This is a genomic window from Paraburkholderia hiiakae (assembly GCF_904848665.1).
GTDB lineage: Bacteria > Pseudomonadota > Gammaproteobacteria > Burkholderiales > Burkholderiaceae > Paraburkholderia > Paraburkholderia hiiakae.
This window is the reverse complement of record NZ_CAJHCQ010000007.1, coordinates 214,498-228,308: the sequence shown is the minus strand read 5'-3', so window position 1 is coordinate 228,308 and position 13,811 is coordinate 214,498. Positions and strand designations below refer to the sequence as shown.

Annotated in this window: 12 protein-coding genes; 9 read left to right on the top strand and 3 right to left on the bottom strand. The window is 64.1% G+C overall.

Annotated features, from left to right (window positions below; translation table 11 throughout):
- The first annotated feature begins 55 nt into the window (after positions 1–55).
- The 9 genes from JMY28_RS15960 to JMY28_RS15920 all read left to right on the top strand — a co-directional run bounded on the left by JMY28_RS15960 (position 56) and on the right by JMY28_RS15920 (position 10,485).
- The gene (locus JMY28_RS15960) at positions 56–1,219 is read left to right on the top strand and encodes a DegT/DnrJ/EryC1/StrS family aminotransferase (protein WP_201696891.1); all 1,164 of its coding nucleotides are present in this window, start codon (positions 56–58) and stop codon (positions 1,217–1,219) included.
- Between the two features lie 129 nt (positions 1,220–1,348).
- A complete protein-coding gene (locus JMY28_RS15955) occupies positions 1,349–2,440 on the top strand; it encodes a glycosyltransferase (RefSeq protein ID WP_201696890.1) in 1,092 nt (363 codons plus the stop codon).
- A complete protein-coding gene (locus JMY28_RS15950; RefSeq protein WP_201696889.1) occupies positions 2,437–3,393 on the top strand; it encodes a formyltransferase in 957 nt (318 codons plus the stop codon). The genes JMY28_RS15955 and JMY28_RS15950 overlap by 4 nt, the downstream gene beginning before the upstream one ends.
- The gene (locus JMY28_RS15945; protein WP_201696888.1) at positions 3,390–4,439 is read left to right on the top strand and encodes a bifunctional UDP-4-keto-pentose/UDP-xylose synthase; all 1,050 of its coding nucleotides are present in this window, start codon (positions 3,390–3,392) and stop codon (positions 4,437–4,439) included. Before JMY28_RS15950 ends, JMY28_RS15945 begins: the two co-directional genes overlap by 4 nt.
- Before the next feature lie 24 nt (positions 4,440–4,463).
- Complete coding sequence (locus tag JMY28_RS15940) at positions 4,464–5,360, top strand: polysaccharide deacetylase family protein (RefSeq protein WP_201696887.1); 897 nt, start codon at positions 4,464–4,466, stop codon at positions 5,358–5,360.
- 146 nt (positions 5,361–5,506) lie between these two features.
- A complete protein-coding gene (locus JMY28_RS15935) occupies positions 5,507–5,968 on the top strand; it encodes a peroxiredoxin (RefSeq protein WP_201697029.1) in 462 nt (153 codons plus the stop codon).
- 399 nt (positions 5,969–6,367) lie between these two features.
- The gene (locus JMY28_RS15930; RefSeq protein ID WP_201696886.1) at positions 6,368–8,209 is read left to right on the top strand and encodes a PhoH family protein; all 1,842 of its coding nucleotides are present in this window, start codon (positions 6,368–6,370) and stop codon (positions 8,207–8,209) included.
- 235 nt (positions 8,210–8,444) lie between these two features.
- Positions 8,445–9,542 (top strand): C40 family peptidase, encoded by a 1,098-nt coding sequence (locus tag JMY28_RS15925; protein ID WP_201696885.1) that lies wholly within the window; start codon positions 8,445–8,447, stop codon positions 9,540–9,542.
- A 136-nt stretch (positions 9,543–9,678) separates the two neighbouring features.
- On the top strand, positions 9,679–10,485 hold the full coding sequence (locus tag JMY28_RS15920; protein ID WP_201696884.1) for an SDR family oxidoreductase: 807 nt from the start codon (positions 9,679–9,681) through the stop codon (positions 10,483–10,485).
- Positions 10,486–10,548: 63 nt separating this feature from the next.
- On the opposite strand, the gene JMY28_RS15915 is transcribed toward JMY28_RS15920, so the two are convergent.
- The 3 genes from JMY28_RS15915 to JMY28_RS15905 form a co-directional block, all read right to left on the bottom strand.
- Complete coding sequence (locus JMY28_RS15915; protein WP_201696883.1) at positions 10,549–11,559, bottom strand: inorganic phosphate transporter; 1,011 nt, start codon at positions 11,557–11,559, stop codon at positions 10,549–10,551.
- A 10-nt stretch (positions 11,560–11,569) separates the two neighbouring features.
- Positions 11,570–12,196, bottom strand: coding sequence for a DUF47 domain-containing protein (locus tag JMY28_RS15910; RefSeq protein WP_201696882.1), 627 nt, complete (start codon positions 12,194–12,196; stop codon positions 11,570–11,572).
- Positions 12,197–12,380: 184 nt separating this feature from the next.
- Entirely contained in the window at positions 12,381–13,763 is a 1,383-nt protein-coding gene (locus tag JMY28_RS15905; protein ID WP_158757915.1) for a replicative DNA helicase, read from the bottom strand.
- Positions 13,764–13,811 lie beyond the last annotated feature (48 nt).

The window sequence follows — 13,811 nt, the reverse complement described above, 5'->3', positions numbered from 1 at the left end:
CGCGGCGGCCCTGCTGCCCGGACCCAATTTCTGACGAGCAAAGAGCAAAGCACTCATGACCCAGTCATCCCCGCAGTCGACCGTTCCGTTCCTGCCGTTCGTGCGCCCCGAAATCGATGAGGAAACCATCCAGGGCGTCGTCGATGTACTGCGCTCAGGGTGGATCACGACCGGCCCGCAGAACCAGGCGTTCGAGGCGGCGCTCTCCGAATACTGCGGCGGCCGTCCTGTGCGCACCTTCAACTCCGGCACGGCCACGCTCGAAATCGGGCTGCGCATTGCAGGCGTCGGTCCCGGCGACGAAGTCATCACGACGCCCGCATCATGGGTCGCGACCAGCAACGTGGTCTACGAAGTGGGTGCGACGCCGGTATTCGCCGACATCGATCCCATCACCCGCAACATCGACCTCGACAAGCTCGAAGCCGCCATCACGCCGAAGACGAAGGCCATCATTCCGGTCTTTCTCTCGGGCCTGCCCGTCGACATGGACCGGCTTTACGCGATCGCCCGCCAGCACAAGCTGCGCGTGATCGAGGACGCCGCGCAAGCGTTCGGCGCGAGCTGGAACGGCAAGCGCATCGGCGCGATTGGCGACATCGTCTCGTTCAGCTTCCACGCCAACAAGAACCTCACGTCGATCGAAGGCGGCGCGCTCGTCCTCAACGACGAAGCCGAGGCCGTGCTCGCGCAGAAGTACCGCCTGCAGGGCATCACGCGCACCGGCTTCGACGGCATGGACTGCGACGTGCTCGGCGGCAAGTACAATCTCACCGATGTGGCGGCGCGCGTCGGGCTCGGGCAGCTCAAGCATATCGAGCGCTTCACCCGCCAGCGCCACGCGCTCGCGCGGGCCTACTTCGCGGGTTTCGAGGGCGGCGCGGCGGTGAAGCTCGGCATCGGGCTGCCGCTCGCCGATTTCACCAACAGCAACTGGCACATGTTCCAGATCACGCTGCCGCTCGAGAAGCTCGCGATCGACCGCGCCGGTTTCATGGGCGAGCTCAAGGAGCGCGGCATCGGCTCGGGCGTGCATTACCCGGCCATCCACCTCTTCACGCTCTACCGCGAGCGTGGTTTCAAGGCGGGCATGTTCCCGCACGCGGAGCGCTTCGGCGCAAGCACGGTCACGTTGCCGCTCTTCACGCAGATGACCGAAGCCGATGTGGCGCGCGTGTGCGGTGCGGTGAACGAAATTTGCGCAAAGTTTGCAAAATGAGCAGCAGAAGTCGGCAGGCGTAGTCAGCAGGCAAAAACAGGGGAAACGCAGACAGGCGGTGCAGGCACATGCGCCGCCAGACTGCGCACGCAGTAAACCGAAGCATCAAATAACGGAATCGACGCGCACATGAGTCAAACGGAACAAGGCACCTTGACCCCGGACACGCCGGAAGTCTCGGTCATCATTCCGGTCTACAACGAGGAAGCGGGCCTTCCCGCGCTGTTCGCGCGCCTGTATCCGGCGCTCGACAAGCTCGGCACCTCGTACGAAGTGATCTTCATCAACGACGGCAGCCGCGACCGCTCGGCCGCGATGCTCGCGGAGCAGTTCCGCGCGCGGCCCGATACCACGCGCGCAATTCTGCTCAACGGCAACTACGGCCAGCACATGGCGATTCTCGCGGGCTTCGAGCAGGCGCGCGGCGAGATCGTCATCACGCTCGACGCCGATCTGCAAAATCCGCCCGAGGAAATCGGCAAGCTCGTCGAGAAGATGCGCGAGGGCTACGACTACGTCGGCACCATCCGCAAGCAGCGTCAGGACAGCCTCTGGCGGCGCAAGGCCTCGCAGGCGATGAACCGTCTGCGCGAGCGCATCACGCGCATCAAGATGACCGACCAGGGCTGCATGCTGCGCGCGTACAACCGCCGCATCATCGACACGATCAACCGCTGCGGCGAAATCAACACCTTCATTCCGGCGCTCGCCTATACGTTCTCGCAGAACCCGGTCGAGGTCGAAGTCGCTCACGAGGAGCGCTTCGCCGGCGAATCGAAGTACTCGCTCTACAGCCTCATTCGCCTGAATTTCGACCTCGTGACGGGCTTCTCCGTCGTGCCGCTGCAGTGGCTCTCGTTCATCGGCGTGATCCTCTCGCTCGGCTCGGCAGGCCTCTTCCTGCTGCTGCTGATTCGCCGCTTCGTCCTCGGCGCGGAAGTGCAAGGCGTGTTCACGCTCTTCGCCATCACGTTCTTCCTGCTCGGCGTGATCATCTTCGCGCTCGGTCTGCTCGGCGAGTACATCGGCCGCATCTACCAGCAGGTGCGCGCGCGTCCGCGCTACCTGATCCAGACGATCCTCGAAGAACGCAATGGCCGCGCCGTCGCCAATACGCCGCGCCAGGATTTCATTCAGGCCGCCGCGTTCGCGCAACCGACGCCGCCGGTGCAACCGGCGAACGTCGCCTCGAACCCGGCCAACGAAGGAGCCGGCCAATGAAACCGCGTGCCGTTGTCTTCGCGTATCACAACGTGGGGGTGCGCTGTCTGCAGGTGCTGCTCGCGGGCGGCGTCGACGTTGCGCTCGTCGTCACGCATGAAGACAGCCCGACCGAGAACATCTGGTTTGGCAGCGTGAAGTCGGTGGCCGAAGAGCATGGCATCGAGGTCGTCACACCCACCGACCCGAAGAGCGCCGAGATGCGCGCGGCCGTGTCCGCGGCGCGGCCGGACTTTATCTTCTCGTTCTACTACCGGCACATGCTGCCCGTGGACTTGCTCGCCCTCGCCGGGCGCGGCGCGTACAACGTACACGGCTCGCTCCTGCCGAAGTACCGCGGCCGCGTGCCCACGAACTGGGCCGTGCTCAACGGCGAAACCGAAACGGGCGCCACGCTGCACGAAATGGCCGCGAAGCCCGACGCGGGCGCGATCGTCGCGCAAACCCCGGTGCCGATCCTCCCCGACGACACCGCCGCGCAGGTATTCGACAAGGTCACGGTCGCCGCCGAGCAGACGCTCTGGCGCGTGCTGCCCGCGCTGATTGCGGGCGAGGCGCCGCATCTGCCGAACGATCTCACCAGGGGCAGCTACTACGGCGGGCGCAAGCCGGAGGACGGCCGCGTCGATTTTGGCCAGAGCGCGCAGCAGGTGTACAACCTCATTCGCGCCGTCGCGCCGCCCTATCCCGGCGCGTTCACCGACATCGGCAACGAGCGTTTCGTGATCGCCCGCGCGCGTCTCGTGCGCCCCGGCTCGCAAGATGCCGAAAGGGTCCGCCCCCTCGCCGGATTGCCCGTGGGCATCCACGTAAGCGATAATGCGCTTTTCGCCGTCTGCGGCGACGCACGCGCCATCGCGATCCACGAACTGCGGCATGCGCATAACGGTCAAGAGACCGTCATCAGCCCCGCCGCGTTCTCCGAACTCATTTCATCTGTCCCCCGTCCATGACCAAAAAAGTTCTGATCCTGGGTGTGAACGGCTTTATCGGCCACCACCTCTCCAAGCGCATCCTCGAATCCACGAACTGGGAAGTGTTCGGCATGGACATGCAGACGGATCGCCTCGGCGACCTCGTCAAGCATGAGCGGATGCACTTCTTCGAAGGCGACATCACGATCAACAAGGAGTGGGTCGAGTACCACGTCAAGAAGTGCGACGTGATCCTGCCGCTCGTCGCCATCGCGACGCCTGCTACCTACGTGCAGCAGCCGCTGCGCGTGTTCGAACTCGACTTCGAAGCGAACCTGCCGATCGTGCGTTCGGCCGTTAAGTACCGCAAGCATCTCGTCTTCCCGTCGACCTCCGAGGTCTACGGCATGTGTTCGGACGAGCAGTTCGATCCGGACGCCTCGGCGTTGACCTACGGCCCGATCAACAAGCCGCGCTGGATCTACGCGTGCTCGAAGCAGCTCATGGACCGCGTGATCTGGGGCTACGGCATGGAAGGCCTGAACTTCACGCTATTCCGTCCGTTCAACTGGATCGGCCCGGGCCTCGATTCGATCTACACGCCGAAGGAAGGTTCGTCGCGCGTCGTGACGCAGTTCCTCGGCCATATCGTGCGCGGCGAGAACATCAGCCTCGTGGATGGCGGCGCGCAAAAGCGCGCGTTCACCGATATCGATGACGGCATTGCAGCGCTCATGAAGATCATCGAGAACAAGGACGGCGTCGCCACGGGCAAGATCTACAACATCGGCAATCCGATCAACAACTTCTCGGTGCGCGAACTCGCTCACAAGATGCTCGCGCTCGCCGCCGAATTCCCGGAATACGCCGAAACGGCAAAGAAGGTGCAGCTCGTCGAAACGTCGTCGGGCGCGTACTACGGCGCGGGCTACCAGGACGTGCAGAACCGCGTACCGAAGATCGACAACACAAAGCAGGAACTCGACTGGGCGCCGAAGTCGACCTTCGACGAAGCGCTGCGCAAGATCTTCGAAGCGTACCGCGGCCATGTGGCCGAAGCGCGTGCGCTCGTCGAGCAACATTAAGCGTTAGACAAAGGTCCTCGCCACTTGGCCCGCATCGTCCTGAAAATCGACGTCGACACGCTGCGCGGCACGCGCGAAGGCGTGCCGAACCTCGCGCGTATCTTCGACCGCTACAAGGCGCGCGCTACGTTCCTGTTCAGCCTCGGCCCCGATCACACGGGCTGGGCGCTGCGCCGCGTGTTGCGGCCGGGCTTTCTCAAGAAGGTCTCGCGCACGTCAGTGGTCGAGCACTACGGCGTGAAGCAGCTGATGTACGGCGTGCTGCTGCCGGGCCCCGACATCGGCGTGGAAGCCGCGGCTGAAATGCGTGCGATTCACGAAGCCGGCTTCGAGTGCGGCATCCATACGTGGGATCACGTGTACTGGCAGGACAACGTGCGCAAGCGTGACGCGCAATGGACCGCGCGTCAGATGCAGAAGAGTCACGACCGCTTCACGCGCATCTTCGGCACGCCGCCCGTCACGCACGGCGCGGCGGGCTGGCAGATGAACGAGGCTGCCTTCGAGCAGATCGACACGTGGGGCATGAAGTACGCCTCGGACGGGCGTGGCCATTCGCCCTACCGTCCAGTGGTGGCCGGCCGCACGTTGAACCACGTGCAAATGCCCACCACGCTGCCCACGCTCGACGAAGTGCTCGGGGTAGACGGCGTCGATACCGACACGGTTGCCGCGTGGATGCTCAAGCGCACCGAAAACAACCCGCACGACCAGGTCTTCACGCTCCACGCCGAACTCGAAGGCCAGAAGCTCGCGCCGGTGTTCGAGCAGTTGCTCGCGGGCTGGCGCGCGCAAGGCCATACGTTTGCCACGATGGGCGACTATCATGCGACGCTGGACCCGGATTCGCTGCCATCGTACCCTGTCACCTGGGGCGAGATCGCCGGCCGCTCCGGCGAGCTGATCGTTCAGCCCGACTGAATCCGCCGCCCGCGCGCCGCGGAATGCCTGCCAGGACCCGCGCCCGCACAAAGCCCCCCGCCGCGGGCGGCACGCCGTCCCGGCGAAACGGCGCCGTGCGCTGCGGCAACGCCAGCCAAAAACAAAGGGAGAGCCACGTGCCTGACGTGACCATCGCAGTCGACCACCCCGTTCCGGACTTTACCGCCCCCGCCACCGGCGGCGACTTCACGCTTTCGAGCCTGAAGGGCAGCAAGGTCGTGCTGTACTTCTATCCGAAAGACAACACGCCGGGCTGCACAACCGAGGGCCTGCAGTTCCGCGACCTCTATCCGAAGTTCAAGAAGGCCGGCGCGCAGATCGTGGGCGTGTCGCGCGACAGCGTGCGCTCGCACGATAACTTCAAGGCCAAGCTCGAATTGCCGTTTACCTTGGTATCGGATGCCGACGAAGCGCTATGCGCGCTCTTCGACGTCATCAAATTGAAGAAAATGTATGGCAAACAGGTACGAGGTATCGAACGCTCGACCTTCCTGATCGACGCTACCGGCGTGCTACGCCAGGAGTGGCGCGGCATCAAGGTTCCGGGCCATGTCGAGGAAGTTCTGGAGGCTGTACAAGCGCTTTGAGGAGCGTTATATTGGGCTGCAATGAGTGCCTGTCCAACCCTTTTTACGTCGCATTGCGGCGGTTTCGCAGCCGGTCATGGAATGACCGGAAATGCGTATCCGAGGCAATGGGACAACACCGAAGAGAAGCCGCTTGCCTCGTCATCCGGGGCGGCGGCTTTTTTGTTTGCTTCACGCTGTTCCCTCCCGCTTTTCTCCCCGTTCGCGCCGGCTTTGCGACCCGGCGCGCGCAAACGTCAAGGAGCTGATCGAAAACCAGGCGAACCGGCATTTTCTGACCTGAGCGCGCACCTTGCGCAGTAACGGCGGGCGCCTACCCGGCACCCGCACGCACCGCCCGAAAGCGCGCCTTACTGGGTAACCCCGCGACCACTCGACCCGATTTTTTCGAGGGACACCATGCCTTTGCCTACTCCCCCCAGCAAGCTCGGCAACCTGCTGCCGCCCGAAGAATATAAGGCGCGTGCCCGCACGACGCGCAGCACACGCAAGGCCGCGAGCGAGAACGACGCGGCCGATGTTGCCGAATACGGCCCCGCGAGCGTCGCCGAGCCGATGACGCAGGCCGCCAATGCCGCGACCACCCTGCGCACGGTGCCGCTTTTGAGCGCGAGCGCCGAACTGGCCGCGCTCGAACCGGTCGCACCGGCGCCCGCGCGCAGCAAGCGCAACAACAGCAAGCAAGTCACGGCCGCGCTGCTGCAGCCTCGCGAAGCACGCATCGAAGCTGACGACACGCCCGTTGCGCGCGATGGCAAACCCGCCTCGGCGAAAGCCTCCGGCGGCGGCGCTGCACCCGCCACGCGCGCCGGCTCGAAAAAACGCGTGCATCCCGAAGAGAGCACCGAAGTCCAGAAGCTCTTCGTGCTCGACACGAACGTGCTCATGCACGACCCGACCTGCCTGTTCCGCTTCGAGGAACACGACGTCTATCTGCCGATGATGACGTTGGAAGAACTCGACAACCACAAGAAGGGCATGTCGGAAGTCGCGCGAAACGCTCGCCAGGTGAGCCGCACGCTCGACCAGCTGGTCGCCAATGCGGGCCCGATCTCCGAAGGCATTTCTCTCGGCCGCCTCGGCAGCCGCGAGGCGCTCGGGCGCCTGTACTTCCAGACCACGCTCACGCATATCGATCCGGTGGACGGCCTGCCACAGGGCAAGGCTGACAACCAGATCCTCGGCGTGGTGCGCGCGCTGCAGCGCGATCGGCCAGACCGACTCGTCGTGCTGGTGTCGAAAGACATCAACATGCGCATCAAGGCCCATGCGCTCGGGCTGCCCGCGGAAGACTACTTCAACGACCAGGTTCTCGAAGACAAGGATCTGCTCTACTCGGGCGTGCGCGCGCTCCAGCAAGACTTCTGGTCGAAGCACGCGAAGGGCATGGAGTCCTGGCAGGACACCAAGACGGGCACGACGTATTACCGCGTGACGGGCCCCGAGTGCCTCTCGATGCTTGTGAACGAGTTCGTGTATCTCGAACCGCAGAACGGCGAGCCAGCGTTCCATGCGGTCGTGCGCGAACTCAACGGCAAGACGGCGCTCCTGCAAACGCTGCGTGACTACGGCCACCACAAGAACAACGTGTGGGGCATCACGGCGCGTAACCGCGAGCAAAACTTCGCGCTGAACCTGCTGATGAACCCGGAGATCGACTTCGTCACGCTGCTGGGCCAGGCTGGCACGGGCAAGACGCTCGTCGCGCTCGCGGCGGGCCTCGCGCAAGTACTCGACGAAAAGCGCTACAACGAGATCATCGTCACACGCGCGACGGTGCCAGTTGGCGAGGATATCGGCTTCCTGCCGGGCACCGAAGAAGAAAAGATGCAGCCGTGGATGGGCGCCTTCGACGACAACCTCGAAGTCCTCCAGAAAACCGATGACGCCGCCGGCGAATGGGGTCGCGCTGCGACTCAGGAGCTGATCCGCTCGCGCCTGAAAGTGAAGAGCATGAACTTCATGCGCGGCCGCACGTTCGTCGACAAGTATCTGATCATCGACGAGGCGCAGAACCTCACGCCCAAGCAGATGAAGACGCTCGTCACGCGTGCGGGTCCGGGCACGAAGATCGTCTGTCTAGGCAACATCGCGCAGATCGACACGCCTTATCTCACCGAAGGGAGTTCTGGCCTCACCTACGTGGTGGACCGCTTCAAGGGCTGGGCGCACGGCGGCCACGTGACACTCGCCCGCGGCGAACGCTCGCGGCTTGCCGATTACGCGTCCGATATCCTGTAATCCATTCGCCGGGCGCCGCTTTTCAGGGGCCGTCCGTGCATACGACGAGGACCGTATCCGGGGAACCGGATGCGGTCCTTTTTTATTGGCCAAGCGTCCCCCAGCCACAACAGTTGGCGGGCGAACTTCAAGTAAGTTGTGAAGAATCCTTGCGAAAGCCCTGACGGGCGGGCTACCATCCGCCCATGACCCGTTTTCCCAATGGCGCACGCGTCGCGCGCGCCAAATTCGCTTCATGCGCCGACTCTGGCTTCCGCTTCTGATCGCAGTCCTGCTTGCCGCGTGTTCCAGCGCGCCGCAAAAGGTATCGCGCAGCGGTTCGGCTTCCAGCGAAAACGCATGGCGCACCAAGCCGCCGGGCTTTCCCAATTTCGTCGATCACAGCGTAGGCCGCGAGGAAATCTCGATCCAGGCGATGGGGCTCGTCGGCATTCCGTATCGCTGGGGCGGCAATACGCCCGATAGCGGCTTCGATTGCAGCGGTCTCGTGAAATACGTGCTTGCGCGCTCGGCCTCAGTGGACTTGCCGCGCACCACGGCGGAAATGAGCACGCGCGGCGCAACGATCGAGCCCGACGAGATCGCAGCCGGTGATCTCGTCTTCTTCAATACGACGGGGCGGCCGCATTCCCACGTCGGGATATACGTGGGAAATCTGCGTTTCGTGAATGCGCCTTCGACGGGCGGCACGGTGCGGCTCGACTATCTGACCAACCCCTACTGGGCGAAGCGCTTCGACGGGATCCGTCGAATGGCGCCGCCCAAGCGCACGCCTTTCGAGACACCGACGTGGGAAGCCTCTGCGCCGGTTGACCGTTCACCTGGCGTGAACATCGCGCCACCGGCCGTGGGTGCGCAGCCCGCGCCGCGCGCCGTTGCCGCGAGTCAGAATCGCATTGTCGCCGTGCCGCCGTCAGCCTATGCGGCAACGCAGGCGACGGTACCGACGGCCTCGACGACCGCCGCAGCCCCGGCCGACGCGTTCGAGCCGCCACCCGCCTCGCTCGGCGCAGCGCAAACGCAGGCACGCGACGAGGGCGCGCTCGCTCCCGCAGCCGCGCCTGGCAACACCACGTCCGGTTACGCCGCCAGTCCCGCCGCCAGCGCACCGCGCGACGCCATCGACGCCGCCGCCGACGCTTTCGAGCCCCCGCCACCCACCGCAAACGCAGCAGCGCGCCAGGCTGGCATGGTGGGCTCGACGCCGATCCAGGCGGCGGCACCTGCCGGCAGCGCGCAGATCATGCGCGCCTCGACAACCGGTTCAGCCTCGCCCGCCCCGACCCAATCCAGCGACGATCCCATCGCGCGCTTTGCCAACAGCGGCGACTGAAGAGGCCGCGCCACGGCGCTGAGCGGCACCCGGCCCTTGGCCGGACGGCGACTCATGCTTCCAGCGGTATCCGGCGCCCCGCGCCTCTGCTATCGTTTCTGGACCGTTTTTCATACTTTCGCGCAGCGAGGCGACGATGGATCTTGGACTCAGCAAGAAGGTGGTACTCGTGACGGGCGGCAGCAAGGGCATTGGCCTTGCCTGTGCGCGCGCCTTTGCGCAGGAAGGCGCCCGCGTGGCGATCGTCTCGCGCGACCCCGCCAATCTCGCGCGCGCCCGTGAGCAACTGGCGAGCGAAGGCCTGCACGTGCACCTCACGCGCGCTGACCTGCACGAAGCGCATAGCGCCGCGGACGTGATCGAAGAAGTCTCCACGGCGATCGGCCCCATCGATATCCTCGTCAACAGCGCCGGCGCGGCACGCCGCTATGACCCGGAAACGCTCGATGCGGACGCGTTCAGGGCGACGATGGAGGCGAAATATTTCCCCTACATCTATCCGCAACAGGAAGTGCTGCGCCGCATGGTGCAGCGGATCAAGTCGGGTGAGAGCACGGAGCCCGGGGCCATCGTCAATATCATCGGCATGGGCGGCAAGTTCGCGAGCGACATCCATATCGCGGGCGGCGCGGCCAACGCGGCGTTGATGCTCGCCACCGTGGGCCTCGCGCATTACCACGCGCGCTACGGCATCCGCATCAACGCGATCAACCCGGGCGCCACGCTCACGGAACGATTGCAGGAGGCCGTTCAGCTGGAGGCACAACGGCAAGGCGTCGGCGCGGACGAGGCGCTTGCAAGCGGCGAATCGAAGGTGCCGCTCGGGCGCTACGCGAAGCCGGAGGAAATTGCCGATGTCGCGCTCTTCCTCGCGAGCCGGCGCGCGAGCTACGTCACTGGCGCGCTCATCCCGATGGATGGGGCTAGCACGCCGCTGATCTGAAGCGCCCTTCAGCGCGCTGGCGAGGCTTGAAAAGCACCGCGGCGCCCGAAGGCGCCGCAGGTTTTACATGAAGCGGTGACCGAGCCACCAGGCAGCCGCGGCCAGCGTGGCCGAGGCCGGTATGGTCAGCACCCAGGCCCACACGATGTTGCCCGCCACCCCCCAGCGCACCGCGCTGAGCTTCTGCGTCGCACCAACGCCGACAATCGCGCCGGTGATCGTGTGCGTGGTCGAAACGGGAATGCCCATCCACGAAGCCGTGAAGAGCGTGAGCGCCCCGCCCGCCTCCGCGCAGAAACCGCCCACCGGCTTGAGCTTGGTGATCTTCTGACCCATCGTGCGCACGATGCGCCAGCCGCCGAACAGCGTGCCGAGACCCATTGACAGATAGCAGCCGCCGATCACCCAGATGGGCGGCGCGTCCGAGCCGATCGCCGAGTAGCCCGTTGCGATCAGCAGCATCCAGATGATGCCGATGGTCTTCTGCGCATCGTTGCCGCCGTGGCCGAGGCTATAGAGGCTCGCGGAAATGAGCTGCAGGCGCCTGAAGCGCCGGTCGACCTTGCTTGGCGGTGTCCGGAAGTACAGCCACGACACCGTGAGCATGAAGAACGACCCTAGTATGAAACCGAGCAGCGGCGAGATGAAGATGAACGCCACGGTCTTCATCAGGCCGTCGAAATTGAGCGAGGCCCAACCCGACTTCGCGAGCGCCGCGCCCACGAGACCGCCGATCAGCGCGTGCGAGGAACTCGACGGAATGCCGTAGTACCACGTAAGCACGTTCCAGCCGATCGCGCCCATCAGCGCGCCGAACACCACGTAGTGATCGACGATATCGGGGTCGATCGTGCCTTTGCCCACCGTCTGCGCCACCTTCAGGTGGAACACGAAATAGGCGATCACGTTGAACATGGCGGCAAACGCCACCGCCTGCTGCGGCTTCAGAACGCCCGTGGACACGACCGTGGCGATGGAATTCGCCGCATCGTGAAAGCCGTTCATGAAGTCGAAGATGAGAGCGATGGCGACCAGCGTCGCGACCGCCCAGAGGGCGAGTTGTATCGATTGCATCGCAGTCCGCTCAGGCGTTCTCTAGCACGATGCCTTCGATGATGTTCGCGACATCCTCGCACTTGTCCGTGATCGCTTCGAGCAGTTCGTAGATCGCCTTCAGCTTGATCAGCGTCTTGACGTTGTCCTCCTCGCGGAAAAGCTTCGAGATGGCGGAGCGCAACAGGCGGTCGGCATCGGATTCGAGGCGATCGATGTCCTCGCAAGCCCTGAGGATTTCGCGCGCCTGCTTCATGTCGGAGAGAAGCCCCACCGCCAGTTGCACGCGCTCGGCCGTGGCCGTCACCACGTGCGCCAGTTGACTTGCCTCGGCGGTCACGGCTTGCACGTCGTAGAGCGAAATGGCCGTGGCGACGTCCTCCATGAGGTCGAGGCAGTCGTCCATCGTCGTGATCAGCTTGTGGATCTCGTCGCGGTCGAGCGGCGTGATGAAGGTCTTGTGCAGCAGGTCGATCGCCTCGTGCGTGAGCTTGTCGGCGGCCTTTTCGGCAACCTGCACGTTCTGCTTGTGTACTTCGGCGTCAGCGAGGTTATCGATCAGAAGTTCGAGTTCGCGGCTCGCGGAAACGATGCATTTCGCATGTGCGTTGAAAATTTCGAAGAACTTGCCCTCGGTGGGCATGAATCGACCGAACATTGGTATCCCGGAAATTGGTCTCGGATTGCCGTCAGTAAGCGGCAAAATAGGCGGCAAAATAAGCGACAAAGCTAACCGTCATAAAACGGCAACATTGTATCGTCAGGAGAGAGCCACCGCATGGATCGGCGGACGCCGCAGCGGCATTTGCGCCACTTTGGCGCAAGCCGCGCAAACAATCGCCTTATTCGCCGTAGAAGGTCTGCGCCCCGGCAAAATTATCGAACTTCGTGTATTGACCATGGAACGTGAGGCGAACGGGTCCGATCGGACCGTTACGCTGCTTGCCGATGATGATTTCGGCCGTCCCCTTGTCGGGGCTGTCGGGGTTGTAGACTTCGTCGCGATAGATGAACAGAATGACGTCCGCATCCTGTTCAATAGCGCCCGATTCGCGCAGATCCGACATCACCGGTCGCTTGTTCGGGCGCTGCTCCAGACCGCGGTTCAGCTGAGACAGCGCGATCACGGGCACGTCCAGTTCCTTCGCGAGGCTCTTGAGCGAGCGCGAAATTTCAGAAATTTCGGTGGCCCGGTTTTCGCCCGAGGACGAGCCGCTCATAAGCTGCAAGTAGTCGATGATGATGAGCCCGAGCTTGCCGCACTGGCGCGACAGACGCCGCGCGCGCGAGCGCAATTCCATCGGGTTCAGGCCGCCCGTTTCGTCGATGAAGATCTGCGCCTCGCTCATTTTCTGCACGGCGTGCGTGAGCTTCGGCCAGTCCTCATCGGTCAGCCGGCCCGTACGCATACGGTGCTGATCCAGACGCCCCACCGACCCGAGCATACGCATGATGAGCTGCGTGCCCGGCATTTCCATCGAGAACACGGCCACCGGCAGCCCGTATTCCACGGCCACGTACTCGCCGATGTTCATCGAGAAGGCGGTCTTACCCATCGACGGGCGCCCTGCCACGATGATCAACTCGCCGCCGTGCATGCCCGAAGTCATGCGATCGAGATCCATGAAGCCTGTGGGGGTACCCGTCACGTCGCTCGGGTTGGCCGTGTGATAGAGCGTGTCGATACGCTCCACGACCTGCGTAAGCAGCGGCCCGATCTCGAGGAAGCCCTGGGTGCCGCGCGCGCCGTCTTCGGCGATCGAGAACACCTTCGACTCAGCCTCGTCGAGCAGTTGGCGCACTTCCTTGCCCTGCGGGTTGAAGGCGTCGGCGGAAATCTCGTCAGCGACCGAAACGAGGCGGCGCAGCACCGCGCGGTCTCGCACGATTTCCGCGTAGCGGCGGATGTTCGCGGCGCTCGGCGTGTTCTGCGCGAGCGCGTTCAGGTACGCGAGGCCGCCCACGTCATCCGCTTTGCCCGAGGTGCCGAGCGCCTCGTACACCGTCACCACGTCAGCCGGACGCGTGGCCGCGATCAGCCGGCCAATGTGCTCGAAGATGATGCGGTGATCGTAGCGGTAGAAGTCGCTTTGCGAGAGGAAGTCGGCAATCCGATCCCATGCGGCGTTATCCAGCAGCAGGCCGCCGAGCACCGATTGCTCGGCTTCGATCGAATGCGGCGGGACTTTCAGCGAGTCGAGTTGGGGATCTTTCGGAGCGTTCATGGAGGGCAATTATCGGACAAGGGGGTGCCTCGAACAAGCGTGAAAACT